At 66.7% G+C, this 26289-nt stretch carries 31 protein-coding genes; 22 read left to right on the top strand and 9 right to left on the bottom strand.

Annotation, left to right across the window (positions count from 1 at the left end; genetic code table 11):
• Nucleotides 1-166 precede the first annotated feature (166 nt).
• Genes arsH through PQV96_RS11595 form a run of 9 tightly spaced genes read right to left on the bottom strand, consistent with a single transcriptional unit; the run spans nt 167 to nt 7054 of the window.
• Nucleotides 167-889: an arsenical resistance protein ArsH gene (gene arsH / locus PQV96_RS11635; protein WP_041668453.1), complete on the bottom strand. Its 723-nt coding sequence runs from the start codon at nt 887-889 to the stop codon at nt 167-169.
• Complete coding sequence (gene arsC, locus PQV96_RS11630) at nt 882-1304, bottom strand: arsenate reductase (glutaredoxin) (RefSeq protein ID WP_012761396.1); 423 nt, start codon at nt 1302-1304, stop codon at nt 882-884. The genes arsH and arsC overlap by 8 nt, the downstream gene beginning before the upstream one ends.
• Nucleotides 1301-2533, bottom strand: a complete 1233-nt coding sequence (locus PQV96_RS11625; protein ID WP_012761397.1) for an MFS transporter — start codon at nt 2531-2533, stop codon at nt 1301-1303. The genes arsC and PQV96_RS11625 overlap by 4 nt, the downstream gene beginning before the upstream one ends.
• Nucleotides 2534-2535: 2 nt before the next feature.
• Nucleotides 2536-3582, bottom strand: a complete 1047-nt coding sequence (arsB, locus tag PQV96_RS11620; protein ID WP_012761398.1) for an ACR3 family arsenite efflux transporter — start codon at nt 3580-3582, stop codon at nt 2536-2538.
• Nucleotides 3579-5345, bottom strand: a complete 1767-nt coding sequence (gene arsA / locus PQV96_RS11615; RefSeq protein ID WP_065857044.1) for an arsenical pump-driving ATPase — start codon at nt 5343-5345, stop codon at nt 3579-3581. Before arsA ends, arsB begins: the two co-directional genes overlap by 4 nt.
• 12 nt (nt 5346-5357) lie before the next feature.
• Nucleotides 5358-5717: an arsenite efflux transporter metallochaperone ArsD gene (gene arsD, locus PQV96_RS11610; protein WP_012761400.1), complete on the bottom strand. Its 360-nt coding sequence runs from the start codon at nt 5715-5717 to the stop codon at nt 5358-5360.
• A gap of 42 nt (nt 5718-5759) precedes the next feature.
• Nucleotides 5760-6257 (bottom strand): arsenate reductase ArsC, encoded by a 498-nt coding sequence (locus PQV96_RS11605; RefSeq protein WP_012761401.1) that lies wholly within the window; start codon nt 6255-6257, stop codon nt 5760-5762.
• A 12-nt stretch (nt 6258-6269) separates the two neighbouring features.
• Nucleotides 6270-6713 (bottom strand): ArsI/CadI family heavy metal resistance metalloenzyme, encoded by a 444-nt coding sequence (locus PQV96_RS11600; protein ID WP_012761402.1) that lies wholly within the window; start codon nt 6711-6713, stop codon nt 6270-6272.
• A gap of 11 nt (nt 6714-6724) precedes the next feature.
• On the bottom strand, nt 6725-7054 hold the full coding sequence (locus PQV96_RS11595; RefSeq protein WP_012761403.1) for an ArsR/SmtB family transcription factor: 330 nt from the start codon (nt 7052-7054) through the stop codon (nt 6725-6727).
• A 329-nt stretch (nt 7055-7383) separates the two neighbouring features.
• Here PQV96_RS11595 and PQV96_RS11590 point away from each other — a divergent pair, with 329 nt between their 5' ends.
• The 22 genes from PQV96_RS11590 to PQV96_RS11485 all read left to right on the top strand — a co-directional run bounded on the left by PQV96_RS11590 (nt 7384) and on the right by PQV96_RS11485 (nt 26266).
• Entirely contained in the window at nt 7384-7635 is a 252-nt protein-coding gene (locus PQV96_RS11590; RefSeq protein WP_012761404.1) for a hypothetical protein, read from the top strand.
• A 25-nt stretch (nt 7636-7660) separates the two neighbouring features.
• Nucleotides 7661-8053 carry a hypothetical protein gene (locus PQV96_RS11585; RefSeq protein ID WP_012761405.1) on the top strand — a complete coding sequence of 131 codons (393 nt, stop codon included), beginning with the start codon at nt 7661-7663 and terminating at the stop codon, nt 8051-8053.
• A 177-nt stretch (nt 8054-8230) separates the two neighbouring features.
• Nucleotides 8231-8950 (top strand): hypothetical protein, encoded by a 720-nt coding sequence (locus tag PQV96_RS11580; protein WP_012761406.1) that lies wholly within the window; start codon nt 8231-8233, stop codon nt 8948-8950.
• A 79-nt stretch (nt 8951-9029) separates the two neighbouring features.
• Entirely contained in the window at nt 9030-9746 is a 717-nt protein-coding gene (locus PQV96_RS11575; RefSeq protein WP_012761407.1) for a DUF5983 family protein, read from the top strand.
• A gap of 292 nt (nt 9747-10038) precedes the next feature.
• Entirely contained in the window at nt 10039-10836 is a 798-nt protein-coding gene (locus tag PQV96_RS11570; RefSeq protein WP_012761408.1) for a hypothetical protein, read from the top strand.
• A gap of 76 nt (nt 10837-10912) precedes the next feature.
• The gene (locus PQV96_RS11565) at nt 10913-11278 is read left to right on the top strand and encodes a DUF3085 domain-containing protein (protein ID WP_012761409.1); all 366 of its coding nucleotides are present in this window, start codon (nt 10913-10915) and stop codon (nt 11276-11278) included.
• 137 nt (nt 11279-11415) lie between these two features.
• Entirely contained in the window at nt 11416-12258 is an 843-nt protein-coding gene (locus PQV96_RS11560; RefSeq protein WP_012761410.1) for a phosphoadenosine phosphosulfate reductase domain-containing protein, read from the top strand.
• Between the two features lie 318 nt (nt 12259-12576).
• Nucleotides 12577-13131, top strand: a complete 555-nt coding sequence (locus PQV96_RS11555) for an STY4534 family ICE replication protein (RefSeq protein ID WP_012761411.1) — start codon at nt 12577-12579, stop codon at nt 13129-13131.
• Nucleotides 13132-13242: 111 nt separating this feature from the next.
• Nucleotides 13243-13872, top strand: a complete 630-nt coding sequence (locus tag PQV96_RS11550) for a DUF3275 family protein (RefSeq protein WP_012761412.1) — start codon at nt 13243-13245, stop codon at nt 13870-13872.
• A gap of 93 nt (nt 13873-13965) precedes the next feature.
• The gene (locus tag PQV96_RS11545; RefSeq protein WP_012761413.1) at nt 13966-14793 is read left to right on the top strand and encodes a DUF932 domain-containing protein; all 828 of its coding nucleotides are present in this window, start codon (nt 13966-13968) and stop codon (nt 14791-14793) included.
• Nucleotides 14794-15100: 307 nt separating this feature from the next.
• Nucleotides 15101-15757 carry a hypothetical protein gene (locus PQV96_RS11540; RefSeq protein WP_012761414.1) on the top strand — a complete coding sequence of 219 codons (657 nt, stop codon included), beginning with the start codon at nt 15101-15103 and terminating at the stop codon, nt 15755-15757.
• Nucleotides 15758-15824: 67 nt separating this feature from the next.
• On the top strand, nt 15825-16943 hold the full coding sequence (locus PQV96_RS11535) for a DUF6094 domain-containing protein (protein WP_012761415.1): 1119 nt from the start codon (nt 15825-15827) through the stop codon (nt 16941-16943).
• Between the two features lie 132 nt (nt 16944-17075).
• Complete coding sequence (locus PQV96_RS11530) at nt 17076-19358, top strand: DEAD/DEAH box helicase family protein (RefSeq protein WP_012761416.1); 2283 nt, start codon at nt 17076-17078, stop codon at nt 19356-19358.
• Nucleotides 19359-19505: 147 nt separating this feature from the next.
• Nucleotides 19506-20102: a PFGI-1 class ICE element type IV pilus protein PilL2 gene (gene pilL2 / locus PQV96_RS11525; protein WP_012761417.1), complete on the top strand. Its 597-nt coding sequence runs from the start codon at nt 19506-19508 to the stop codon at nt 20100-20102.
• Nucleotides 20099-20743, top strand: coding sequence for a hypothetical protein (locus tag PQV96_RS11520; protein WP_012761418.1), 645 nt, complete (start codon nt 20099-20101; stop codon nt 20741-20743). Before pilL2 ends, PQV96_RS11520 begins: the two co-directional genes overlap by 4 nt.
• A gap of 9 nt (nt 20744-20752) precedes the next feature.
• Nucleotides 20753-21475, top strand: coding sequence for a TIGR03759 family integrating conjugative element protein (locus tag PQV96_RS11515; RefSeq protein ID WP_012761419.1), 723 nt, complete (start codon nt 20753-20755; stop codon nt 21473-21475).
• Entirely contained in the window at nt 21460-22044 is a 585-nt protein-coding gene (locus tag PQV96_RS11510) for a lysozyme family protein (protein WP_012761420.1), read from the top strand. Before PQV96_RS11515 ends, PQV96_RS11510 begins: the two co-directional genes overlap by 16 nt.
• Nucleotides 22041-22595 (top strand): integrating conjugative element protein, encoded by a 555-nt coding sequence (locus PQV96_RS11505; protein ID WP_012761421.1) that lies wholly within the window; start codon nt 22041-22043, stop codon nt 22593-22595. The genes PQV96_RS11510 and PQV96_RS11505 overlap by 4 nt, the downstream gene beginning before the upstream one ends.
• Nucleotides 22596-22623: 28 nt before the next feature.
• Complete coding sequence (gene traD, locus PQV96_RS11500; protein ID WP_012761422.1) at nt 22624-24783, top strand: type IV conjugative transfer system coupling protein TraD; 2160 nt, start codon at nt 22624-22626, stop codon at nt 24781-24783.
• Nucleotides 24780-25529, top strand: coding sequence for a TIGR03747 family integrating conjugative element membrane protein (locus tag PQV96_RS11495; protein ID WP_012761423.1), 750 nt, complete (start codon nt 24780-24782; stop codon nt 25527-25529). The genes traD and PQV96_RS11495 overlap by 4 nt, the downstream gene beginning before the upstream one ends.
• Before the next feature lie 114 nt (nt 25530-25643).
• The gene (locus tag PQV96_RS11490) at nt 25644-26030 is read left to right on the top strand and encodes an integrative conjugative element protein, RAQPRD family (protein ID WP_012761424.1); all 387 of its coding nucleotides are present in this window, start codon (nt 25644-25646) and stop codon (nt 26028-26030) included.
• Complete coding sequence (locus PQV96_RS11485; protein WP_006409219.1) at nt 26027-26266, top strand: TIGR03758 family integrating conjugative element protein; 240 nt, start codon at nt 26027-26029, stop codon at nt 26264-26266. Before PQV96_RS11490 ends, PQV96_RS11485 begins: the two co-directional genes overlap by 4 nt.
• The last annotated feature ends 23 nt before the right edge of the window (nt 26267-26289 follow it).

Genomic DNA, 26289 nt, shown 5'->3' with positions numbered 1-26289 from the left:
CCAGCCACGAAACGGGCCGGGTGCGATTGCTGACGCAGCGAATGGCTTTGACGACGGCCTGGCCTGCAACAGCCCACAGGTGGATTGCTTCCTCTCCAGCCGAAGGTCCGAGTGACCTTCGGCGCTTGTTCCATCTACAGGCGCATTCCCGATCCGGCGCTCGGTGTCAAATTGCGCTTTGCCGCACTCGCTGCGACAACGCCTCTGCGCTTTCCTTGCGCTCGCTGTATCGATCCACCAGGTACGGCGCCACGTCGCGGGTCAGCAGCGTGAACTTCATCAGTTCTTCCATCACGTCCACCACGCGGTCATAGTAGGCTGATGGTTTCATGCGCCCGGCCTCGTCGAACTCCTGATATGCCTTGGCGACCGAGGACTGGTTCGGGATGGTCAGCATCCGCATCCAGCGGCCGAGCACGCGCATCTGGTTCACCGCATTGAACGACTGCGAGCCGCCCGACACCTGCATCACCGCCAGCGTCTTGCCTTGGGTCGGGCGCACCGCGCCGGACGACAACGGAATCCAGTCGATCTGCGTTTTCATCAGACCCGTCATTGCGCCGTGGCGCTCCGGCGAACTCCACACCATGCCTTCGGCCCACTGTGCCAGTTCGCGCAGTTCCTTGACCTTGGGGTGATCCTCGCTGGCGTCGTCCACCAGTGGCAGGCCCGACGGATTGAACATGCGCGTCTCACCACCCAGCGCCCGCAGAATGCGAGCCGCTTCTTCGGCTGCCAGGCGACTGAACGAGCGTTCGCGCAGTGAGCCGTAGAGCAGTAGGAAGCGCGGCGCCCGCGGCACCCTTGTTGGAGCGAATAGCCGCTCCGCGTCGGGCTGCTGGAACAGCGCCGCGTCGAGGTTCGGCAAGTCGAGGCGCGATTCAGACACGACGCCCCTCTGCATCCACCACCGGCTCGCCGTCTTCCTTGTTGAACGCGCCACGCTGCGGCTGCGGCAGCAGGTCGAGCACGGCTTCCGATGGCCGGCACAGGCGCGTGCCCAGCGGCGTGACCACGATGGGCCGGTTGATGAGGATGGGATGCTGGAGCATGAAGTCGATCAGTTGCTCGTCGCTCCATTTCGGGTCGCTCAAGTTCAGTTCGGCATAGGGCGTGCCTTTCTCGCGCAGTACCGCGCGCACTGGCACGCCCATCGCCGCGATCAGCGCCTTGAGCGTGGCGCGGTCGGGCGGCGTTTTCAGGTATTCGATGACGGTTGGTTCTTCGCCACTGTTGCGGATCAGGCCCAGCACGTTGCGCGACGTGCCGCAGGCGGGGTTGTGGTAAATCGTGATGTGGCTCATGTCGAGGTGCCTTGATTCGAGAGAAGAACTGCCTGCTGACGCAGGTGCGTGATCGCGTAGCGGAACAGGATCGCGCCGGCCGCACTGATGCCGGCCAGGGCCAGCAGCGTGCCGGGATAGCCGTTGCCGGCGGCATACAGCAGCGAGGCGACAAAGGGGCCGGCGGCCACGGCGATCTGCACGGGCGTCGCCATCGCGCCGCTGATGGCGCCGTAGGCGGCGCGTCCATACAACTCAGCGGGTAAGGCGCCGCGCACGATCGTCATGACGCCGTTCCCGATGCCGTACAACGCTGCGAACACGACATACATCGGCAGCCATTGCCCGGAGCCGAATAGCAGGAGCAGCGACAGCGGTAGCAAGCTGATCGCAGCCATGCCGACCTGGCGCGTGCTGGCCCGTTTGCCGACCGTGGTTTCGAGCACGCGGCCGAGCACCTGCATCGGCCCGACCAGTGCACCGATCCAGGCCGCGTGCGCCGCAGAGATCCCATGCGCCTGCAAGACCGGAATCATGTGCAGCGACATCGCCGCGAACACCAGCGCATTGAGCGTGATGGCCGCCGTGACCAGATAGAAAACCGGCTCGCGCATGACTGCCGCGAGGCTGCGGGATGCGTTGTCCGTGCGCGCCGGTGTTGCGCCGTGTGCGACGGTGCTCGCCTTGGGCAAGCTGGCATGGATGGGCAGGCAGATCAGTAGGTTCGCGGCGGCATAGATCAGCCACGTCTCGCGCCAGCCAAGGTGCTGCAACAGGAGCTGCGTCAGCGGCCAGAACACCGTGCTGGCGAACCCGCCGAACAGCGTCAGGTGCGTGATCGCCCGTCGATAGTCGCTGCCGAAAACCTGCGTGATGACGGCGAACGCCGGCTGGTACAGGGTCGCACTCATGGCGACGCCGAGGCCGGCCCACACGAGGTACAGCCCCACCGCGCCCTGTACCCGTGACAGGCAGGCGAGCATGACGGCTGCGAGCAATGCTCCGCCGCCCATCAGGAGGCGTCCGCCGATGCGGTCGATGATGCTGCCGGCCGAAGTGGACAGCAGTCCGGAGATCAGCAGCGCCACCGAGTAGGCGCCGACGATGACGGGCTTGGACAGGCCGAGTTCGTCCTGCATCGGCTGCATCAGCACGCCGTAGGCGTAGAACATCGACCCCCACGCGACGATCTGCGTCAGGCCGAGGGACGGAATCAGCCAGCCGCGTGGGCGTGGGATCGTGCTGCCCATGATCACGCTTGGTGCTCGTACCAGCCGCGCGAGCGGTTGACCACGCGCACCACCAGCAGCATCACCGGCACCTCGATCAGCACGCCGACCACGGTGGCCAGCGCGGCGCCGGAGTGAAATCCAAACAGGCTGATGGCAGCGGCCACGGCCAGCTCAAAGAAGTTGCTGGCGCCGATCAGCGCCGAGGGGCAAGCGATATTGTGCTTCTCGCCCACTTTGCGGTTGAGCCAGTACGCCAGCCCGGAATTGAAAAACACCTGGATCAGGATCGGCACCGCCAGCATGGCGATCACCAGCGGCTGCCGGAGGATGGCCTCACCCTGGAAGGCGAACAACAGCACCAGCGTCAGCAGCAGCGCGGCGATCGACAGCGGGCCGATGCGCTCCAGCATCCGGTCGAACGCGGCCTGGCCTCGGCGCAGCAACGCCCGGCGCCAGAGCTGCGCGAGGATGACCGGGATCACGATGTAAAGCGCGACCGATACCAGCAGCGTGGCCCACGGCACCGTGATCGACGACAGGCCCAGCAGCAAGCCGACGATGGGCGCGAAGGCGAACACCATGATGGTGTCGTTCAAGGCCACCTGCGAGAGCGTGAACACCGGGTCGCCGCCGGTCAGCCGGCTCCAGACGAACACCATTGCCGTGCAGGGCGCGGCGGCCAGCAGGATCAGGCCGGCGACGTAGCTGTCGAGCTGGTCGGCCGGCAGCCAGTCGGCGAACACATGGCGGATGAACAGCCAGGCCAGCAGCGCCATCGAGAACGGCTTGACCGCCCAATTGATGAACAAGGTCACGCCGATGCCGCGCCAGTGTTGCTTGACCTGGCCTAGTGCGCCGAAGTCCACCTTCAGCAGCATCGGAACGATCATGATCCAGATCAGCCCGCCCACCGGCAGGTTGACCTGGGCCACCTCCATGCGGCCGATGGCCTGGAAGATGCCCGGCGCCATCTGGCCGAGCGCGATGCCGACGACGATGCACAACAGCACCCATACGCTCAGGTAGCGCTCGAAGACGCTGATGGGGGGGAGATTGCTTCGATTCATGACGCTTTCCATCTTGCCAAAGCCTGCAGGCGCTCTACGCCGACCGGCTCCTCTGTCAAGAGAGGCACGACGGCATAGCGCTGGGCATGCCGCATGGCCACGGCGTCGATTTCCCGCAGTTCGTTGCGTGCACGCAGACGCAGTAGCGGGGAATGCGGGTGCGCGGCCGCCACGCTGTTGTTGACAACCCAGGCCCACGGCTCGATGCCTGCGCGGCGCAGATCGGTTTGCAGATTGGCTGCTTCCAGCACGGGCGTGGTTTCGGCGAGGGTGACGATGAGCACCTTGGTCTGCTTGGGGTTTTGCAACTGCATCATCGGTGTCGTGAAGTGAACGCCTGTCTCGCCCATCTGCCGGGCGATGTCGCGGTGGTATGCGCCGGTGGCGTCGAGTAGCAGCAAGGTGTGGCCCGTGGGCGCGGTGTCCATCACCACGAACTTCCTGCTCCCTTCGCGGATGGCGCGGGAGAACGCCTGGAATACCGCGATTTCCTCGGTGCAGGGCGAACGCAGGTCTTCTTCCAGCAGAGCGCGGCCTTCGGCATCGAGCTGCGCGCCCTTGGTGTCCATCACATGCTGGCGATAACGCGCCGTAGCCTCCTGCGGGTCGATGCGACTGAGCATCAGGTTAGGCAGTGAACCTTCCAGCGTATCGGCCAGATGCGCAGCCGGGTCGGAGGTGGTCAGGTGCACTGGCAGCCCCCGGCCCGCCAACTCCACGGCGATGGCGGCGGCCAGCGTGGTCTTGCCCACGCCGCCCTTGCCCATCACCATGACCAGCCCGTGCCCATCGGCGGCGATTTCATCGACCAGGACGGACAAGTCCGATGCATTGATCTGATCGGGCAGCTCGATGGCATCGACGCTATACGTGGCGTCGGTATCGACCAGCAGGTGGCGCAGGGCATCGAGGCCCACGAGATTGAACGGCTTGAGCGCGATTTGATCCCGAGGCAACGCCTGGAGTGCCTGCGGAATGGCGGCAAGTGTGGCCTGCTCTCTTTCGTAGATGGCAGCGGCAAGCGTATCGTTCTCGGCCCCGCCGGCAGGGAATACGCCGTTGATGACCAAGTGTTGCTGCGACAGGCCGATAGCGGCCAGTTCTTCATGGGTGCGTGCTGCCTCGCGCAGTGTGGGGCGTTGCGCACGGGCAACCAGCACTAGGCGAGTGCGCAAGGGATCGGCCAATGCTTCTACCGCAGCCTTGTACTGGCTGCGCTGTTTTTCCAGACCCGCCAGCGGCCCCAGGCACGACGCATCGCCTTTGCCTGCTTCCAGAAAGCCGCTCCATGCGCCAGGCAGTTGCAGCAGTCGGATGGTGTGCCCGGTAGGAGCCGTGTCGAAAATGACATGTTCGTAGTCCTGCGTTAACGCCGTATCGGTCAGCAAGGCCGTGAACTCGTCAAAGGCGGCGATTTCCGTGGTGCAGGCACCCGATAGGGATTCTTCGATGCCATCCACTACCGCATCGGGCAACACGCCTCGCACCGGGCCGACAATGCGGTCACGGTAGGCTTGCGCCGCCGTCTGCGGGTCGATTTCCAGTGCCCAGAGGCTCGGCACGGCGGCAATCGCCGTGATGCGGTTGCCGATGCGCTCGTCGAAAACCTGCCCCACGTTGGAAGCCGGGTCGGTGCTGACGAGCAGCACGCGCTTGCCCTGGGCCGCCAGTTGCACGGCCGTCGCGCAGGCGATGGATGTCTTGCCGACGCCCCCTTTGCCGGTAAAGAAAAGGAAGCGGGGCGGCTGGGTCAGGAAGTGCATGGATATCCTCGTTCAGCAGCAGCGGCTGCCAGAACAGCAAGCGCCTTGGGCTGGGATGGCTTCGGATGCCTCGATGCCAGCCCAGCGGGTCAATTCGCGGCGGTTGGGATAACGGCCGGCCAAGGCCACCACACCATCGACCAGAACCAGGGGCAGCGCCTCTTGGCCCGAACGCTCCAGAAATCCCTTCACGGTCGGGTTTTCAGCGAAAGCGAGGGGTTGCTGTGCCAGGTTGAAGCGTTCGACCTGGGCACCGTTTTGCTTGGCCCAATCCACATCGGCGGCAAAACTCACCAGGTTTTGATCCACTTCAACGCCGCATACGCCGGTGCTGCAGCACAGCGCCGGGTCGAAAATTTGGATGCTTGGCATGAGGTGTCCTTCCAAATATCAATCTTGATGCTGTGAGGGTCTTCACTGCTGACCGATGTTCCGCAGCTCGCGTTGCAGCGACATGGCATCCAGGCGCTGCAGCGGCAGCGACAGGAATAGCTCAATGCGCCGGCGCAGCGTCAGCGCCGCATCCGTGAACGCCTTGCGCTGCTGTTCCTCTGTACCTTCGACGGCCGCAGGGTCGGGCACACCCCAATGCGCCGACATCGGGCGTCCGGGCCAGATGGGACACACCTCGCCGGCGGCGTTGTCGCAGACGGTGAAGATGAAATCGAACTCCGGTGCACCGGGCGCAACAAACTCGTCCCAGCTCTTGCTGCGGTAGCCGGCGGTCGGCATGTGCAAACGTTCGAGCGTGGCGAGCGCCAGCGGGTGGACCGCACCCTTGGGGTGACTGCCCGCCGAGTAGGCGCGGACGCGGCCTTTGCCCAATTCGTTGAGGATGCCTTCGGCCAGGATGGATCGGGCCGAATTGCCCGTGCAGATGAACAGAGCGTTGTAGGTTTTTTCCGTGGTCATAAGTGCCTCGTATCAGTTGCAGGAATTCGAGCGCGGCATGGCCGAGCAGCAGGCTGCGGCGGCACCAGGTGCGGGCGCCGCTTCGTTGAAGACAGGGATGTTGCCCAGCGTGTGGAAATGCTCCCAGGCCACGCCTTGCGGGTCGGTGATCCAGTGCTTCTCGCTGCGCGCATAGCAGCAGGTCGTGGTGCCTTCGTCGAGCAGCGCCATGTCGGCGGCCTGCGCGCGGGCCTTCAGAGCGGCGAGTTCGTCGGCGTCGTCGGTCTGGATGCCCAGGTGGTCGATGCCCGGCTTGCTGCCGCGCGTGGAGATGGCGAAGTTGACCGGCGGGTCTTCAAGCATCCATTTCGCGTAGTCGGCCTCGGTGCGTGCTGGCAGCGCGGCGAACAGTTGGGAATAGAAGCCGATGCTGCGGTTCAGGTCATCGACATGCAGGTGGACGTGAAAGCGTTTCATGGAGGTTCCTTTCAGCAGGAGGTGCAGGCACGGGTGGATTCGTTGGCCTCGCACACGGCGCCTTGGCAGCAGTGCTCGGTCAGGTAGCCGAGCAGCCCGGTCATGTGGGCGAAGTCGGCGCGGTAGATCAGGTTGCGGCCCTGTTGCTCGATGGTGACCAGGCCGGCATGGGCCAGCTCCTTCAGGTGGAAGGACAGCGTGTTGCGGGCCACGTCGAGCTGGTCGGCCAGGACGCTGGGCGTGAGCCCTTCGGGGCCGGCAACGACCAGGGCGCGGAACACCCGGAGGCGCTGAGTGTGAGCCAGGGCGCCCAGGGCGGAAATGGCTTGGGTCTCGTTCATTATTCGATGATACAACATTTATTGAATCATTGGGCAATACCTGGCAGCAGCAATCAGGGACGAGGCGGGAACCGATTCCCCCGTGACGCAGAACGCGCCCCAGCGTGATGCTTTGCGGCACGTGTTGCTGACCTGATCAGCACATGCCAGCAGCCTGGGTCTTTCGGCTGCCGCGGGAATCCTCTCGTGCGACCCACCAGTCCGCTTCGCATCGACCACCGCGGACGGGCGTTTCACAACGCCGATGTCGTTCATGTTCAACCCTTCGGGAGTCTTCCGCTCCCGTCAGGGCGTGGTGCTCCCGGTCTTTCAACCACCAGGAGAAAACCATGTCCCTTTCGTTCGCATCGGCGCCCATGAGCGCTGAACAGGCCCGCGCCGAATCCATCGGCTACCAGGCCCTGGCCTTCGTCGGCAAGCGCCTGCCCCTGCAGGTGCTTTGCAGCGCAGCCGGCCACTACATCGGCACCGCCGATGCGGACGGCCCGGTCTCGCGCGAGTCGGTCAGCTACTTCCGCTCACTCAACGCCGCCGACCACGCCCTGAAAACGGGCCGCTGGCAGCAGCGCCTTAACCCGTGATGTCCAACCACCCGGAGCCCATGCCATGAATCGTGCCCTGCCTCAAGAGGTACTTGATCAGATCGAGCTGGAACACCAGCACTTCGCCGCCGCGCCCCAAGCCTTCTTCGAGGCATGGAAGCGCGGCGTCAACATTGCCGGAGCCGAATGGTTCGGCGACGGCACCCGCGAAGGCCTGCAGCGTGCCGCCACCAAGTGGGATCTGCGGCCGAAGCTGCTGATGCTCAACGATGCCCTCGGCGTCCTGAGCAGCGGCCAGCGGATGTTCCTGTCCGCGATGGTGAGCTTCTACAACGCCCGCGAAGGCGGCGCGATGCTCAAGCGTTGCGGCTTCGAGGGTCTGTCCGACCTGGGCGGCCTCGATCTCGAACGGCGCAAGGTCATCGCCGACCTGACGCTGAACTACAACGGCTGGTGAGCCGCGCTGCGGCCTGCCGACGTTCTTCTTTTCTTCCTACCCCATGAGGGACATGCGTCCCGTCAGGGGCCATGTCCCTCCTTCCACCCGGAGCCCGTGCGGCCTCGGGATGTCCCTGCGGATGCTGTCGTCCGCCAGGGGCGAGGGCTCCGCGCCTTCCATCGCAAGGAGCCCTTCATGGCCAACAACTACCAAGACGCCACCGGCGTTCTCATTCTCGACCGGGTGACGCCGGTCATCTCCGCGCTGTTCGGCGCCTTTCACCTCGATGGGAGCTATCCCGGCAACGGGAAGGCTTACATCGCTCGCCTCACCGAGATCAACGATCCGCAATGGAGCGACGTGCTCGACGGTTTGATGGCGCTGGCCGCTCGGCTTGACCTGCCCGCACCGGACGACGCCGAAGGCGAGGATGGTGAAGACCGTGACACCGAACTGTCGATGCCGGCCCTTATCGACCTGATCGCCCCGCACTTCGGCGCCGACCAGAACCAAGACCTCGCCAATCTCATCGAGCACCACCCTTTTGAGGGCAGTGCAGACCTCGACGCGCTGTTCCTGATCGCCACGTGCTTCGACGACGGCCATCACCTGGTCGCCATCCAACTCGAAGGATGCTGGCGTTGCAGCCGTTCACGGCTGTTCGAGTTCGGCGGGCATGGTTGCTTCATCAGCCGCGAGCTGACGGTATCGAGCGAATCCACGCATGCACTGCAACTCGGCGCGGAACTGCGCACGGCCATCCTGGCCGGCGATCTTGCGGCGGCGTCCAACCGAATCGCCAACGAGACGCTGGCGCTGCTGGCGGCCATCACGGACGACCAGGTTCGCGCACGCCTGCGCAGGTCCGTCGCCGACCGACTGCTCACCGACCCGTCCTTAACCGCCGCCGACTGACCGGCTGCCACTTCATCCACCCGCTGGGGTTCAATCCCAGCAGGGGATTGCCTCGGCCATCCTCTGCTGGAGAAATCCCATGTCCTACTCGAACAACAATCCCTTTATCCGCGGCTACGATGGCCTGTCGGTCGAGCGGCTGCTCGCCATCTCCTACGATGACGACTGCCCGTTGACCTACCTGCCGCTGCATCCCTCGCAGTCGAATCTGCCGGACAGCCAGATCGAACGGCGAACCTGCATCTTCTCTGACGACTTCGTGCTGATCACCGAGGACCAGGCGGTCCCCGACGAACTGCAGGCGCAATGCCGCAGCCACGGCCTCGCCCGGAACGTGGTCTACGCCGTCATGGCCGAAGAGGCGGGCAAGCCGCTGCACGTGGGCGATACCTACTCCGAGGAAGCGGCCCGCGAAGTCGTGCAGCGCCTGCGCTTCGAGACCGGCTACTACAGCCGGTGCTGGGAAATCAGCAGCGCGCACCTCGATGCTGAGGCGCATCGCTTCCTCGCCGAGCTGGCGGACATCGCCACGCCGACGCTGTTCCTGTTCGTCGCCTTCCGCATCCCGTACAGCCAGGCCATTGGGTTGAAGCTGATCGCCACGCCCTGGACCGATGAGAACCTGCGCGCCGTCGAAGGCATCACGGCCAAGCGGCTGATGCAGGAGCACCGCAAGAAGGGCATGCCGGAATCCCTCGTGCACGTGCTGCACCTGGCCGCGCTCGCCGACGTGCGCATGCTGGCCTTCGATGCCGATGCGCAGGTGCTGGACGGACTGCCGATCTACGACGACTGACACCACCTTTCGAGCCTCCACGCGGGGCTCGTTTCTTTTTGGGGAAGTCGGTGGCGGCGCAGTGCCGATTCCCTCGCGACGCTGGCCTGCGTCTGCCGCACGCTGATTGCATGTTCGCTGGCGTTGCCGGCAAGCATGCCCAGGCAGTCGAGACCTTCGAGACTGCGGTGCGGTTCGCCGTGCTGGTTGTTTTTCCTTCCCCGGGCGCATGTCGCGTCCATCCACCTCACCCCCAAGGGATACACCTCCCTTGCGGGCGGGAGTTCCTTGGATTGCCACAAGGAGTTTCCCAATGGATACCCAAGCCATCCGCGCACAGATGCCGACGCTGGTTCGCGGCCACGTGCCTTCCAACGTCCGCAGCTTCAAGTTCAACATCTTCGACGGCCAGCCCAAGGTTTCGACGCTGGGCTTCCACATCGATCCCAAACCCTTCGAGGGCAAGGTCATCGCCACCACCGACGAGGCCATCGTCGTCAAGACGGGGCGGGCCGAGTTCGCGGTGCTCGACAAGAAGCTCGTCACCGAGGTGCCCGACGAAGGCGCCAAGGTGCAGGTCGAGCCCTATGTGCGGCGCCGTTTTGACGGCCTGCGCGCGGACACGCCCGAGGAAAGCACCGAGTTCACCGCTGGCGGCCAGCCTTACACGGTGAAGCGGCTCATCCTGGGTTCCGCGCCGGCCAAGCTGCCGATCCCCGCGCCGCAGTGCCCGGAGTTGCAGGAACTGGTCCATCAACTGGAGCAGTTGCCCGCACCCGATGGTTTTCGGCGCGTCACCCACCTGCTGGTGGATGCCGGAGCGCGGGACTTCATGGTGGTCGATCCGAGCCCCAGCAACATCATCGCCACGCCGCCGGCCATCGGCTTCACGGTCGCTTCGGCGAAGTTCCAGGGGCAGGTCACGGTGCTGTACGAGCGCGGCCTCGACCTCTACGCGGTGGAACTGCGCCGCGACGGCGAGCTGGTCGAACGGGTCGATGAAGTGTTCTTCGACACGCTGGGCCAGACGCTGGAGCGGCTGATCGACGACGGCACCTGGCGCCTCATCCGCGTGCAGCGCCTGTCGGGCCACAAGCCGGTTTCGCACTGACCCCTCCGCGTCCCTATGCGGCTTCCCGTCCGCGCGGCGGGAAGCCTTCTTCTTGCATCCGCTGGAGACCAAATCCATGACTATTCGATTCAAGGGCGCCGATCTGCGGCCCGTGCTGACCGAGGCGCTGGCCAACCAGTGCCGCGTCATCCTGGTCAAGGACCAGGGCGTCTATTTCATGGCCGAGCGCGGCGAGCGTCGGCCCGATGGGCGACGCAAGACCATCGCCTACGCCGTTGGCTGCAACCCGAACGCCGATCCGTTCGACGACTGGTGGGAACTGGCGCGCGCCGAGTTCGGCGGCGACGACTTCGGCGAGTTCTTCGATTTGCACGACGGCGTGTTCGCGCGGCTTCTGCACGGCGAGGACGACCTCGAAGTCTCGGCCACCGCTACACACCTGTCGTTGCAGGTGGTGCCGCAGGCACAGTCCGGCCACTGACCGCCCGCCCTCCAAGCCTCCTCACGGGGGCTTCTTCCTTTGTGCCACGGCCGCAGCCGCGCGCACGCGCTTGTCTCCAGCCCCGATCGGGGCCGCCCACCGGCATCCGCCGGTGCCACCGACTGGAGACAGCCCGTATGCGCGACCCGTTCCGAATCGAATCCCCCGCCTGCATCAGTTTCAGCGGCGGGCGCACCAGCGCGTACATGCTCTGGCGCGTGCTGCAGGCCAATGGCGGCTTGCCGGCCGACACGGTGGTCTGCTTCGCCAACACCGGCAAGGAGGTCGAAGCCACGCTGCGCTTTGTGCGCGGCTGCGCCAAGCATTGGCAGGTGCCTATCCACTGGCTTGAATACCGGCCGACAGAACCGGGCTTCGCGGTGGTGGACTTCGATACTGCCAGCCGCGAGGGGGAACCTTTCGAGGCGCTGATCCGCAAGCGGCAGTACCTGCCGAATCCCGTGGCTCGTGGCTGCACCAGTGCCCTGAAGATCAGGACGATGCACCGCTTCCTGCGGCGGCAGGGCTGGACCGATTGGGACCAGTTCATCGGCATCCGCGCGGACGAACAGCGGCGCGTCGCCAAGATCAGGGCGCGCGGCCACTCCACCGAATCCAGCCACGAGACGATGTGCATGCCGCTGGCCGACGCCGGCGTGACCGTGCACGACGTGTCTGCCTTCTGGCAGGCGCAGCCCTTCGACCTGGAGCTGCTGACCGTCAACGGCCGCACGCTCGAAGGCAACTGCGACCTGTGTTTCCTGAAGCCCCGCGGCCAGCGCCTGGCGCTCATCAAGGCCAGGCCGGAGGCCGCGGTGTGGTGGATACGCATGGAGTCGCTGAACCTCGCCAGCCGCCCGAGCGGCGCGCGCTTCCGCAACGATGGCCCGAGCTACGCCGACCTGGCGCGCTTCGCGGCCGACCAAGGAGACCTGTTCGATGCCGCCGAAGAGGCTATCGCCTGCTTCTGCGGCGATTGAGGTGCAGGACGGGTCGCCAATGCGGACATCCGCCGATACCGATTGCCGCTCGCACAGACGCGCACCTGGCGCCACGCTTCCCGCATGTTCCGCTGACACCCGTCAGCAGCATGCCCAGGTAGCCACGATCTTCAAGGCTACGGCGCGGTTCCGACCGCGTTGATCACACCAGTTCGCTCCGGCATCCCAGCGCGAACGGCCATCGGTTCTCCCGATGGTGATGCCACCCAAGCTGTTCCTCAACCCACGCGGGGGTTCCACACCTTCCCCGCCTTGGGTCGGGTGTGTCTCCGCCTCTTTGTTCTCAGGAGATTCACCATGACCACTTCCACCGAAAAGTCCTTCTTCGACCTGCACATCACCGGCCTCGGGTATCTCAATCGCATCCGCGAAGTGAAGCCCAAGAAAGGCGATGCGTTCCTGGCCTGCGACATCGCAGCGCTCAACGGCCCCAGCGATGACGTTGCCTACGTGCGTTTCGACACGCGCGTCTCGGGCTCCGAAGCGCAGCACCTGGTGCGCCGCTGCATCCAAGCGGTCGATGCCGAGAAGAAGGTGATGATCGGCTTCCGCCTGGGCGACCTGTGGACCGACACCTTCACCTACTCCAAGGGCAAGCGTGCCGGCGAGCAGGGGGTGAGCCTCAAGGCCCGCCTGCTGTTCGTCAGTTGGATCAAGGTCGATGGCAAGCTCGTCTACAAGGCCGAGCCCAAGCCGACCGATGCCGACGACCGCGACGTGCGCAACACAGATGTCCCCGCGACGTCCACCGCGCCGCAAGCCGCTGCGCCCGAGCCTTCCAGGCCCGCCGCCGAAGCTGCCGATGAAGCCACTGCCGATGCTCCCGCATTGGAAGTTGCCGAGTCGTTCTGATCCGCAAGGCCCCGTCCCCTGGGGCCTTGTCTTCTTCTCACTCGCGTGCGCATGCGACCGTCGCCATGACGGCCGTGTGCGTGATCGCAGCTTCGTCCGCAGGAGTTCTTCATGATCACCATTCCCGGCCAATTGGCCATCAAGACCATCCACGGCCGCAACGGCGACTTCAACGTCGGCCGCCTCGCGACCTCCATCGGCGAGTTCGTCGTGAAGAACGCCGAACTCGACCAGTACGCCGAAGGCAAGTACGAGGGCGATTTCGCCATCGCCGAGATTCGCCCATCCACGTACACCGCCAACGGCCGCATGGTCATCGAGATTCGCGCCCTCCTGGGCGGGATGACCTTGTCCAACATCGATGCCCTGAGCCGCGACGACGCCCGCCGGCTGAGTCCACAGGAAGTCGATCCGATCGACGAGGAAGCGCAGACCGCCGCACCGACGCCAACGACCGCCCCCAAGGCGGCCGGCAGGAAGAAGGTGCGCAGCCCACGCGACCCGCTGGTCGATACCACGCCGTTCGGCAGCGAACCGGCGGCTGCGTCTGCCGAGGCTTCGGCCGATGCAGACGATGGCGGCGACGCGGCGCTGTTCGGCGCGCTCTGGCCGCTGGGCGATGTCGTCAAGCTCGATGCCACCGTGGATCGGCGTGTGCTGCGTCAGCAGCGCGACCGCCTCGGTGATCTCGGCTACGAGTTCGCACCGCTGTCCCAGGACTGGCACCTCGCCAGGGTCTGATTCCCACCGCCGCCTTGCGCGGCATTCCACCACCCACCGGGGTTCCTCCCCGGTGGGGCGGGGCTCCGGTCTCTTTTTCCCAAGGAGATCGTCATGCAACTTGCATCCCGCTTCGCTCATCGCTCCCCGGTGCTGCGCTCAAGTCACCCGCTGTCGGATGATCAGATTCGCACCGTGGCCCCCTCCATCTTCGCGGACACCCCGCACGAAAGCCGCTCCGAACGGTACAGCTACATCCCCACGGCGGCTGTGCTGACCGAACTGCGCAAGGAAGGATTCCAGCCGTTCATGGTGTGCCAGACCCGCGTGCGACACGAGGATCGCCGCGACTACACCAAGCACATGCTGCGCCTTCGCCACGCAAGCCAGATCAACGGCGCCGAGGCGAATGAAATCATCCTGCTCAATTCGCACGATGGCACCAGCAGCTACCAGATGCTGGCGGGCATGTTCCGCTTCGTCTGCCAGAACGGGCTGGTGTGCGGCGACACGTTCGCCGACGTGCGCGTACCTCACAAGGGCAACGTCACCGATCACGTGATCGAAGGCGCCTACGAGGTGCTGCATGGCTTCGAGCGCGTGCAGGACTCGCGCGACGCCATGCGTGTCATCACGCTCGACGACGGCGAGGCCGAAGTCTTCGCCAGATCGGCGCTGACCCTCAAGTACGACGATTCGGGCAAGGCCCTGCCCATCACGGAGACCCAGATCCTGCGGCCCCGTCGCTTCGACGACAACCGCGCCGATCTGTGGTCAGTCTTCAACCGAGTGCAGGAGAACCTGGTCAAAGGCGGCCTGGCCGGCCGTGCCGCCAACGGGCGCCAGCAACGCACGCGCCCCGTTCAAGGCATCGACCAGAATGTCCGGCTCAACCGGGCACTCTGGCTGCTCTCGGATGGCCTGCGTCAGCTCAAAGCCTGACCCACAAGCGGATCGTGTCCATGCGGCATGGTCCGCTTTTTCTTTGGTGGGTGAGTCTCAGGCAAACAGGGGCGCGCTGCGCGGCGGATTTTCGCTGCCGTAAGCCCCCGCCTTGGCGCAGGCTACGCCCATGTCCGTCGGCGTTGCCGACAACATGCCCAGGTAGCCCAGACCTTCAAGGCTACGGTGCGTTGCGACGCACGGTCTGAATTTTCTCCACGACGCTCACCGCGTTTTCTTCCATCCCCCTGGGGCAGTGACTGCCCTCGCCGGTGGTGCTGTCTCCGCTCACTTCGAGGACATCACCATGCCTGCACCTTCTTCCCCCAAGACGCTCTATCGCATCGACGAATGCCCCGACCTGATGGCCGATGGCTGCGTCGGTGACGAGAACGGCAACCTGGTTTTCATCTCCCTCTGGGCGCGCGATACCGCCGTCCAGGAATTCCTGGCCCGCCTCACCCTGGGCCGGGACGAACAGGGACTGGATCAGTTCCACGTCATCACCGAGCAGGGCGCGAGCATCCCGGTCTTCGTCGGCAACGTCGAGAACCTGGAAAAGCGCAGCGCACGCGCCTACCGGCGCACGCTGTTCGGCTCGCTGACCAACATCTGGCTGTTCGATCGCCGCTGCGTCAAGCCCGACAAGGCCAACGCCAGCGCGCTGGCGCTCCTGCCTCGTGATTCCACGCACCGGCTCGACCGGCTGTGGAAGCTGGTGCGGGATACCTGCCCGCTGCCGCTTCTCGATCCCTGGCGCGAACCCGTGCTGGAGCTGATGCAGGCGAAGTCGATGCTGACGCGCCTGCCGTTCGCCCTCGGACCTCTGGAAGGTCATCGGCTCGCCATCGACGTGCCGGTGCTGACCCAGGTGCTCGGTGGCCTGATCCGCAGCGGCGCGCTCGTCGCCGGCACGCCCGCCAGCCGCATCCCCTCGGCACGACCGCTCGAAGCGGTGGCTTGAGGTTTCTTCACCGGACATGCACGCGCACATGTCCGCATCCCTTCGTCTTCAATGCCAGGAGATTCCCATGGCCCTCATGTTCCCGCGGCTCGCCCGCAACTTCGTCAAGAACGGGTACTTCCCCACGGATGAACCCACGCTCGAAAGAGCACTCGCCGCGCTGGCACCCGCCGAATCCTCGAACGGGCCACTGTGCATCATCGATCCCTGCGCCGGCGAAGGCGTGGCGATCGCCGAAGCCGCGCACGCCCTCGGGCGCGAGCAGGTCCAGGCCTTTGCCGTTGAGTACGAGGCCGAGCGTGCACGCCATGCCCGGCAACTGGTCGATCGCTGCATCCACGGCGACCTGATGGACACGCTGATCAGCCGACAGAGTTTCGGCCTGCTGTGGCTCAACCCGCCGTATGGCGACCTGACCAAGGACGCCAACGGCAACGTCGGCTACCAGGGCCAGGGCCGCGCCAGGCTGGAAAAGCTGTTCTATCAGAAGGCGCTGCCGCTGCTGCAATACGGCGGCGTGCTGATCTACATCGTGCCGCACTACGTGCTCGATGCCGAGCTGGTCGGATGGCTGACCCGGCACTTCGCCGATCTGCGCATCTACCGCGCGGTGGAAGCGCAGTTCAAGCAGGTGGTGATCTTCGGCCGCCGTGTTCGTCAGCGCGACCAGGCATCGGATTCGGTCAAGGCCATGCGCGCGCTGCTGCTGCAGATCGGGCAAGGCGACGCCGAAGCGGAGGAGCTGCCGGTCGAATGGCCGTTCCTGCCGTACACGGTGCCTGCCAGCCCGGCCGAGCCGGAGCACTTCTACCGCGTGACGATGGAGCCCGAGCAGTTCGCCGAGGAAGTCGGCCGGTTGCAAGGGCTCTGGCCGACGCTCGACACGCACCTGGGCGCCGCGCAGCAGTCGCTGCGGCCTCCGGCGCGGGCCTTGTCGCACTGGCATCTCGCCTTGGCGCTCGCTGCTGGCGCGATCTCCGGCGTGGTGAAGTCCAAGACGGGCCGCGTGCTCGTCGTCAAGGGCGACACCCACAAGGAGAAGACACTGCAGACGGAATACACCGAACGCGACGACGGCTCCGTGGCCGAGACGCGCATCCTGACCGACAAGTTCGTGCCGGTCATCCGTGCCTGGGACATGACACCAGGCTCGCCGACCTGCGGCGAGGTGTTGACCATCCGCTGATCGCTGTTCCCTGACGGTTCGCCGTCGATCTGTTCTTCCACTGCGGCTTCGCGCCGTTCTTCTCTTCCCACCCCGGGGCATGCCATCGCCCCGCAGGGGAGGTGCATGCCCCATCTTCATTGGAGCATCACCATGTCCCTCGATACCGACGTTGTTCCCGCCGCCGAAGGCACGCCCATCCAGGGCGACCTGCTCGAAGCGGCTGCTTCTTCCCTGGCGATGAGCCTCCAGGATTTCGTTGCCGAATTCGGCGACGAGCTGCTGGATTCGCTCAACCGCGCCAATCCACCCGTCTACACCGGCCAGGCCCGGCCGCACCGCCAGATCGTGCTGGCCAGTCTCAAGCGCAAGCTGTTCCAGGCGCAGGCCGAGGTGGTGCATGCCGTCATCGAACTGCTGGCCGACCGTGGCGAACGCGCCGCGATCGTCAATGGCGAGATGGGCTGCGGCAAGACGACCGTCGGTATCGCCACGGCCGCCGTGCTGCACGCCGAAGGCTACCGCCGCACTCTGGTGCTGTCGCCGCCCCACCTGGTCTACAAGTGGCGCCGCGAAATCCAGGAGACGGTGGCCGGTGCCAAGGTCTGGGTGCTCAATGGCCCGGACACGCTGGTCAAGCTCATCAAGCTGCGCGAGCAGTTGGGCGTGCCGGCGCGCGGCCAGGAGTTCTTCGTGCTCGGGCGCGTGCGGATGCGCATGGGTTTCCACTGGAAGCCCGTCTTCAACGTGCGGCGCACGCGGCACGGCGAAGTAGGCGCATGCCCGGACTGCGGCCAGATCATCACCAACCTCGACGGCGAGCCGATCAACCCGGTCGAACTCGAAGCCGAGGACTACCGCCGCCGGTGCAGCCATTGCGCCGCACCGCTGTGGACGCTGATGCGACCGAGGAGCCTGTCCGCCAGCGACCAGTCCACGGCCGTCTTCAAAGCCTTGCAGCGCATCCCGACCATCGGGGAAGTCACCGCGCAGAAGCTGATGCGCAAGTTCGGCGACTCCTTCCTGGCGTCCATGCTCGGCGACAACATCCACGAGTTCATCAACCTCATGGATGGGAACGGCGAGCTGGTCTTCTCGGATCGTCAAGCGCACCGCATGGAGCGGGCGATGGCGAACATGGAGTTCGGCTTCGGCGAGGGAGGCTACCAGCCGTCCGAGTTCATCAAGCGCTACCTGCCGCAAGGCACGTTCGACCTGCTCATCGCCGACGAGGCGCACGAGTACAAGAACGGCGGCAGCGCCCAGGGCCAGGCCATGGGCGTGTTGGCGGCCAAGGCACGCAAGACGCTGCTGCTCACCGGCACGCTGATGGGCGGCTACGGCGACGACCTTTTCCACCTGCTGTTCCGAGCCCTGCCGGGGCGAATGATCGAAGATGGCTACCGCCCGACCAAGAGCGGCAGCATGACCTCGGCCGCGATGGCGTTCATGCGCGATCACGGCGTCCTCAAGGACATCTATTCCGAGAGCACCGGCACGGCGCACAAGACGGCCAAGGGCAACAAGGTCTCGGTGCGCACGGTCAAGGCGCCGGGCTTCGGCCCGAAGGGCGTGCTGCGTTGCGTGCTGCCGTTCACGGTCTTCCTCAAGTTGAAGGACATCGGCGGCAATGTGCTGCCGCCCTACGACGAGGAGTTCCGCGAGGTGGCGATGGACACGGCGCAAGCCGCGGCCTATCGCGATCTGTCGGGTCGGCTGACCACAGCGCTGAAACAGGCGCTGGCGAAGCGCGACACGACGCTGCTCGGCGTGGTCCTCAACGTGCTGCTGGCCTGGCCGGATTGCTGCTTCCGGTCGGAGACGGTGGTGCACCCGCGCACGCGCCAGACCTTGGCCTTCGTTCCGGCTCAGTTCAACGAGCTGGAGGTGATGCCCAAGGAGCGCGAGCTGATCGAGATCTGCAAGCAGGAGAAGGCTGCGGGTCGCAAGACGCTGGTCTATTCGGTCTACACCGGCACGCGCGACACCACGTCGCGCCTGAAGGTGCTGCTGGAGCAGGAAGGCTTCAAGGTGGCAGTGCTGCGCGCAAGCGTGGATGCCTCCCGCCGCGAGGACTGGATCGCCGAGCAGTTGGATCGCGGCATCGACGTGCTCATCACCAACCCGGAGTTGGTCAAGACCGGGCTGGACTTGTTGGAGTTTCCGACGATCGTGTTCATGCAGTCGGGCTACAACGTCTATAGCCTGCAGCAGGCGGCCCGGCGCTCGTGGCGCATCGGCCAGAAGCAGCCGGTTCGCGTGATCTACCTCGGCTACGCGGCTTCCTCGCAGATGACCTGCCTGGGGCTGATGGCCCGAAAGATCATGGTCTCGCAAAGCACGTCGGGAGACGTGCCCGAATCGGGACTGGATGTGCTGAACCAGGACGGTGATTCCGTCGAGGTGGCACTGGCCCGGCAGCTCGTCGCGGCCTGATCCACCCACCCATGCCGGCGGCCCATCGGGGCGCCGGCTTCTTTTTTTGCCGCGCCATGAATCGGGCGCATGCCAGTTCCCTTTGTTTGCTGCCCGAACGCTCTGTGGCGGCGATGGTGAGGGCTCCGTGTTCCAGGGAACTGCACCATGCCATCACTCACCTGCGTCGCCCATCGCCTAGTTGTGCCCGCCTTGCTCACCGGCTGCGTGCTCATCACCGGCTGCGCCGCCACGGGCGCGGCGAATGCCCCGACGGCCACTGCCGTGCCGCCCGAGTCGGTCTTGTCGGCCAGGGTCATCTACCCGGAACCCGAGCCGACCCTGATCCCGGTCGCCCGCTACGGGCGCTACACGCTGGTCGAGCTGGTGCCGGAACCGCCGCAGCGCGACCTGACGCGACAGGTGATCGAGGTTTCGATTCCGCCGACCTTCGATGCGAACGTCGGCGATGCCCTGCGGCACGTGCTGCTGCGCACCGGCTACCGGCTCTGCGACACGACGGAAGCCGCGGCGCTGTACGCGCTGCCGCTGCCGGCGGCGCATCTGCGGCTCGGGCCGCTGCCGCTGCGCGACGCCTTGCTGGCACTCGCCGGCCCGGCCTGGGAACTGTCCGTCGATGACGCTTCGCGCGCGGTGTGCTTCACGCGCGTGACGGCAGCGCGCTCCGCTGGCCGCGTTTCAGCCGTCCCCGCACCCGGCATGACGGAAGCCGAACCCGCGCAGCCCCAGGAGGCCCAGCCATGAACATCCCCCAACTTCCCGCCGAAGGCGCCGACCGCGCGCGCTGGCTGAAGATCGCCGCGGCCGCCTGGCTGCTGCTCGTGAGCGTGCTGGCCGTGGTCAACAGCGTGGGACTGTCGCGCCTGAGCGAGCAAAGCCAGGCCAGTGCCCAGGATGCCCACGTGCAGGCACTCAACACGCGCGTCGCCGAACTCGAACAGCAGTCCGCTGCCTCGAAGAGCCAGCCCAAGCCCGTCGCCCAACCGGACTTCGAGGCCGCCCGCAAGGCGCTCGACGAACGGCTGTCGCAAGTCGAGCAGGCCCAAGCCGCGGACAGCCGTGCCGGCGACCTGCAGGCGCTGCAGGCCCGCGTGGGCGACATCGAGGCCCGCCTGAAGAAAGCCGCTGCGCCTGCCGCGACGCCCCGGCGCACCGCCGAGGCGGTCAAGCCCAAGGCGCCGGAGCCGCCGTTCAGCGTGGCAGGCCTGGAACTGCGCGGCGGCGAGCGCTTCCTGTCGATCGCGGCGCCGGGTGTGGCCGCAGTGCGCGAATTGCGACTGCTGCGCGAAGGCGATGCCATCGGTGCCTGGCAATTGCAGGCCATCGAGGCGCACGCCGCCGTGTTCCGCGTGGACGGCCAGACGCAGCGCATCGCGCTGCCGTAGGAGCCGGCCATGAAGCCAGCCGCGATCGGTCTTGCCGCCATCCTCGCCGTCGTCGCGGGTGCTGCCTCGGCACAGTCCGCGCCGATTGCGTCCTCGCGCACGGTTCCCGCCCAGGTTCAGAACAGCGCCGACGCCGCGCTGGACGAGCGCTTGGCACGCGATTGGGGTCTGCGGCCGGAGGAATGGGCGCGCTACCGGCAACTGATGCAGGGGCCGCTGGGCGTCTATTCCCCGAACCTCGATCCGCTCACGGCCCTGGGCATCGAAGCGCGCAGCGACGAGGAACGAAACCGCTACGCGGAGCTGCAGGTGCAGGCGGAATCGAAGCGCGTGGGCAAGACGCTGGCCTACCAGCGGGCTTACGACGCCGCCTGGAAGCGGCTCTATCCGGGCCAGCAGCGCGTGGACATGCCGGGTGCGAAGGCGGCGGGCGCCGGAAATCGGGGTTCGGGCCGGCTGGCGGTATTCGTGAAGGCCGAGTGCCCGCCGTGCGAGCAGCGCGCGCGCCAGTTGCAGGCGGCCGGCACCGCCTTCGATCTCTACATGGTCGGCAGCCGCCAGGACGACGCCCGCATCCGCCAGTGGGCGACCCAGGCCGGCATCGACCCCGGCCGCGTGCGGGCGCGCACGATCACGCTCAATCACGACGCCGGGCGCTGGCTGTCACTCGGCCTGCCCGGCGATCTGCCCGCCGTGGTGCGCGAGGTCAACGGCCAATGGCAGCGGCAATAGCGCTCCGTGCCGGCAGTGTCGCACTGGCCCTCGGGCTCTGCGCCTGCGCGAGCTTCGCCCTGGCCCAGGAGGTGCCGCCTCCCGCCTACCAGCTCGCCGCGCAGCAGGCGGGCGTGCCGTCGCCGGTGCTGTATGCGGTCGCGCTGCAGGAGAGCGGTGCCCGGTTGCGCGGCCGCCTGATCCCCTGGCCGTGGACGCTCAACGTCGCCGGGCGGGCCGAACGCTACGCCACACGCGCCGAGGCCTGCGCAGGCATACGCCGGGCGCTGGCCCGGACGCTGGCCAACCGCATCGACGCCGGCCTCGGCCAGGTCAACCTCGGCTACCACGCGCAGCGCTACGACCACCCCTGCGACCTGCTCGACCCGTACCGCAACCTCGCCATCGCCGCGGAAATCCTGCAGGAACAGCACACGCCGGGCGAGGACTGGCTGGTCGCCATCGGCCGCTACCACCGTCCCGCGGGTGGCGCGCCCGCCGCCCGTTACCGCCGCAGCGTCCACCAGCACCTGACCCGCGTGCTAGGGCCGGGCGCCTCCATTCCCTCAGCCCGGAGCCCCATGCCATGAATCGCATCCTCCTTGCCGCGATGGCGGCACTGCTGGCCACCACCGCCGACGCTCAGAACCGCAGCGCCGCAAACAAGGCCGTCTCCCCGCCGCTGATCGTGGTCGAGGACAAGGGCGGCGCCTCCGCGCTGCCGTACTACCGGGCCTTGAACCCGCAGGATGCGCAGCCAGGTCAACCGACGATGCCGCAGCCGGCGCCGCGCATCGGTGGCCCTGCGGATGCCGAGGCGGCCATGCTGCCGGTGCGCTCGGCGCGGCTGTCGCCCGGCGACGAACCGCGTCGCGTGATCCGCGCGCCGGGCCTGACGCCGTTGTTCCTGGTCGGCGACGACGACCGCTCGCGCGCCTGGCTCAAGCAGCGGCGCGTGGAGCTGCAGGCGCAGCGCGCCGTGGGCCTGGTGGTCAATGTCGCGACACCCGAGGCACTGGCCGCGCTGCGCCGCCTCGCGCCGGGTCTGGTGCTGTCCCCGGCCTCGGGCGACGACCTGGCGCACCGCCTGGGCATCAAGCACTACCCGGTGCTGATCACCGCCACCGGCATCGAGCCCTAACGCGGTAGAGCCAGGTGAAGCGCCCACCATGGCCCAATCCCAAGCCGTCGAAGTCTTGCTGCGGCCAGCGGTGGAGCTTTACACCGTCGCGGTCTGTGCGGGCGCCGCGTTTCTGTGCCTGGTGGCCCCGTGGTCGCTCGCGCTGAGCCCCTTGCTCGGCCTGGGCAGCGCGCTGGCCTTCCTGACCCTCGGCGCGCTGCGTTTCCACGACGCCTGGGCGATCCTGCGCTACCGGCGCAACATCCGCCGCCTGCCGCGCTACGTGATGACCAGCCGCGATGTGCCGGTCAGCCAGCAGCGGCTGTTCGTCGGCCGGGGTTTCCGCTGGGACCAGCGCCACACGCACCGGCTGATGCAGACCTACCGGCCGGAGTTCCGCCGCTACGTCGAACCGACGGCGATCTACCGGGCGGCACGGCACTTCGAGCAGCGCCTGGAGTTCGCGCCGTACCCCCTGTCCAAGCTGGCGAAGGCCCTGGCCTGGGACAGCCCGCTCAACCCGGCGAGGCCTCTGCCGCCAGTCGGTGGTCTGCCGCGCCTGCACGGCATCGAGCCACACGAGGTCGACGTCACCCTGCCGCTGGGCGAGCGCGTCGGCCATTCGCTGGTGCTCGGCACCACCCGCGTCGGCAAGACCCGCCTGGCCGAACTGTTCATCACCCAGGACATCCGCCGCAAGGTGGGCGGCCAGCACGAGGTCGTGATCGTCTTCGACCCCAAGGGCGACGCCGATCTGCTCAAGCGCATGTACGTGGAAGCCAAACGCGCCGGGCGCGAAGGCGAGTTCTACGTCTTCCATTTGGGCTGGCCGGACGTCAGCGCCCGCTACAACGCCGTGGGGCGGTTCGGGCGCATCAGCGAAGTCGCCACGCGCATCGCGGGCCAGCTCTCCGGTGAAGGCAACAGCGCCGCGTTCCGCGAGTTCGCCTGGCGCTTCGTCAACATCATCGCCCGTGCCTTGGTCGAGCTGGGGCAGCGGCCCGACTACCTGCTGATCCAGCGCCACGTCATCAACATCGACGCGCTGTTCATCGAGTACGCCCAGCACTACTTCGCCAGGAGCGAGCCCAAGGCCTGGGAGATCATCGTCCAGCTCGAAGCCAAGCTGAACGACAAGAACATCCCGCGCAACATGATCGGACGGGAGAAGCGCGTCGTCGCGCTGGAGCAGTACCTGTCGCAGGTGCGCATCTACGACCCGGTGCTCGACGGGCTGCGCAGCGCCGTGCGCTACGACAGGACGTACTTCGACAAGATCGTGGCGTCGCTCCTGCCGCTGCTGGAGAAGCTGACCACCGGCAAGATCGCGCAGTTGCTGGCGCCGAACTACTCGGACCTGGGCGACCCGCGGCCGATCTTCGACTGGATGCAGATCATCCGGAAGCGGGCCGTGGTCTATGTCGGGCTGGATGCGTTGTCGGACGCGGAGGTCGCGGCCGCAGTGGGAAATTCCATGTTCAGCGATCTCGTCTCGGTCGCCGGGCACATCTACAAGTTCGGTATCGACGATGGCCTGCCGGGCGCGTCGGCAGGCGTGAAGGTGCCGATCAACGTACATGCCGACGAGTTCAACGAGCTGATGGGCGACGAGTTCATCCCGATGGTCAACAAGGGCGGCGGCGCCGGGGTGCAGGTCACGGCCTATACGCAAACCATGAGCGACATCGAGGCCCGCATCGGCAACCGCGCCAAGGCCGGCCAGGTCATCGGGAACTTCAACAACCTGTTCATGCTGCGCGTGCGCGAGACCATCACGGCCGAGCTGCTGACGCGGCAACTGCCCAAGGTCGAGGTCTACACGACGACAGTGATGAGCGGCGCCACCGACAGTTCCGACCCGACCGGCAACACCGCGTTCACGTCGAACACGCAGGACCGCATCAGCAGCAACAGCGTGCCGCTGATCGAACCGGCGCACGTCGTCGGCCTGCCCAAGGGGCAGTGCTTCGCGCTGATCGAGGGCGGCCACCTGTGGAAGGTGCGCATGCCCTTGCCGGCGCCCGACCTCGACGAGGCCATGCCGAAGGATCTGCAGGAACTGGCCGGGTACATGCGGCAGCACTACGTCGAGGCCGGCGACTGGTGGGACAGCAAGGGGCTTCCCGGCCTGCAGGATCAGGCGCTGCCCGACGAGCTGCTGGCGGACTTCAAGCAGATGGCGAGCATGGATGAAGGGGCCGCGGCATGAGCGACCCCGCCGTCGCCGTCCAGCGCCAGCAGGTCCGCCAGCAGGGCCTGATCGCCAGCCTGGTCACGCTGCCGTTCCGGCTGTTCGGCGTGCTGTGCGGCTCACTGCTGCTGTGCATCGTGATCGAGTGCATCGGCATGCACTTCCTTTGGCCCGAACAGGGCTGGCGCCACGCGCAGGGCATGCTGAACTACGAGCTGTCACAGGTCTCGGAGCATTTCACGCGCAGCGTGCTGGTGCAGGAACCGGGGCGTAGTGCACGGCAGCTCGTCGAGTGGGCCTACCAAGGGCTGTTCGTGAAGACGGGGCTGCTGGACTGGATACGCGATGCCGCCTCGCAATCCCGCGCCGGCGCCCGCAGCCAGGTGCAGGACTTCCGCTACTACCTCGGACAGGTCTACGTGCACGTGGAGAGCTACCTGATCGCCTCGGCCTACACCGTGCTGGTGTTCCTCGTGCGGCTGCTGGTGCTGATCCTGATCCTGCCGCTGTTCCTGATGGCTGCTTTCGTCGGCCTGGTCGATGGGCTGGTGCGCAGGGACGTGCGCGGCTTCGGCGCCGGGCGCGAATCGGGCTTCGTCTACCACCGGGCCAGGGCCAGCCTGATGCCGCTGGCGGTGCTGCCCTGGGTCACGTACCTCGCGCTGCCGGTCAGCGTGCATCCGCTGCTGATCCTGCTGCCCAGCGCGGCGCTGCTGGGCGTTGCCGTGGCCATCTCCGCGGCCACCTTCAAGAAGTACCTGTAGGCGCGTCGTTCCTTGCGCTGCCGGAAAGCGGTGGCGGGCCGGTTCCGATTGATTGCGGCGCCGGAAGACCGGGCGTTCGAGCATGAGCCATCCGCATCCCCGGAGAACGGCTCGATGGAAACCTCCCGCAGTCCTGCGCATGTCCGGCGCCACGCCATCGCCGCGCTATTGGCCGCGCTCCTGCTCGCCGCTGCGGGGCTTCAGCCGGCCGTCGCCGCCGATGCAGCCGACAACGCCGCAGAGCGCGAGATGCTCGCCGCGGTGACGCGCCAGCTCGAACTGCTGGACCGCCTCGCCGAACGCGGAGCCACCACCGCACCGCAGGAGCGGTCCCGCTACCACTTCGACTACGCCCGGCTGCGCGCCGACCTGCAGCGCATGCGCGCAGGCGTGCGGGACTACCTCGTTCCCCAGCGCGCCCAGCCGCGCGATCCCGTGCCGCTGGCCGGCGACTACACGCGCAGCGGTGCGGCCAGCGACAAGGAGGCGCCGTCGCCATGACGCCTTCCGCCGATCAGGTCGCCGCCTTCCAGGCCAACGGCGGGTTCGCGCCCGCGGCCGTCTCCACCGTCGTGCTCGGTTTCGTCTTCGCCGTCCTGCTGCTGTGGGGCGTGTGGGCGATGCGCACCGCCTATGTCGGCTGGGCCGAGCACCACCTGACCCAACGCCAGTTCCTCGGCGTCATCGTGCGCTTCGTCGCGATGTACCTGGTGCTGGGCTTCTTCCTCCTGTCCTGACCACCATGAAAGGGTGTATCGCC

Source organism: Acidovorax temperans (assembly GCF_028596105.1).
Taxonomy (GTDB): domain Bacteria; phylum Pseudomonadota; class Gammaproteobacteria; order Burkholderiales; family Burkholderiaceae_C; genus Acidovorax; species Acidovorax temperans.
Note: the sequence above shows the minus strand (reverse complement) of the source record. Positions and strands in the feature narration are given on the sequence as shown.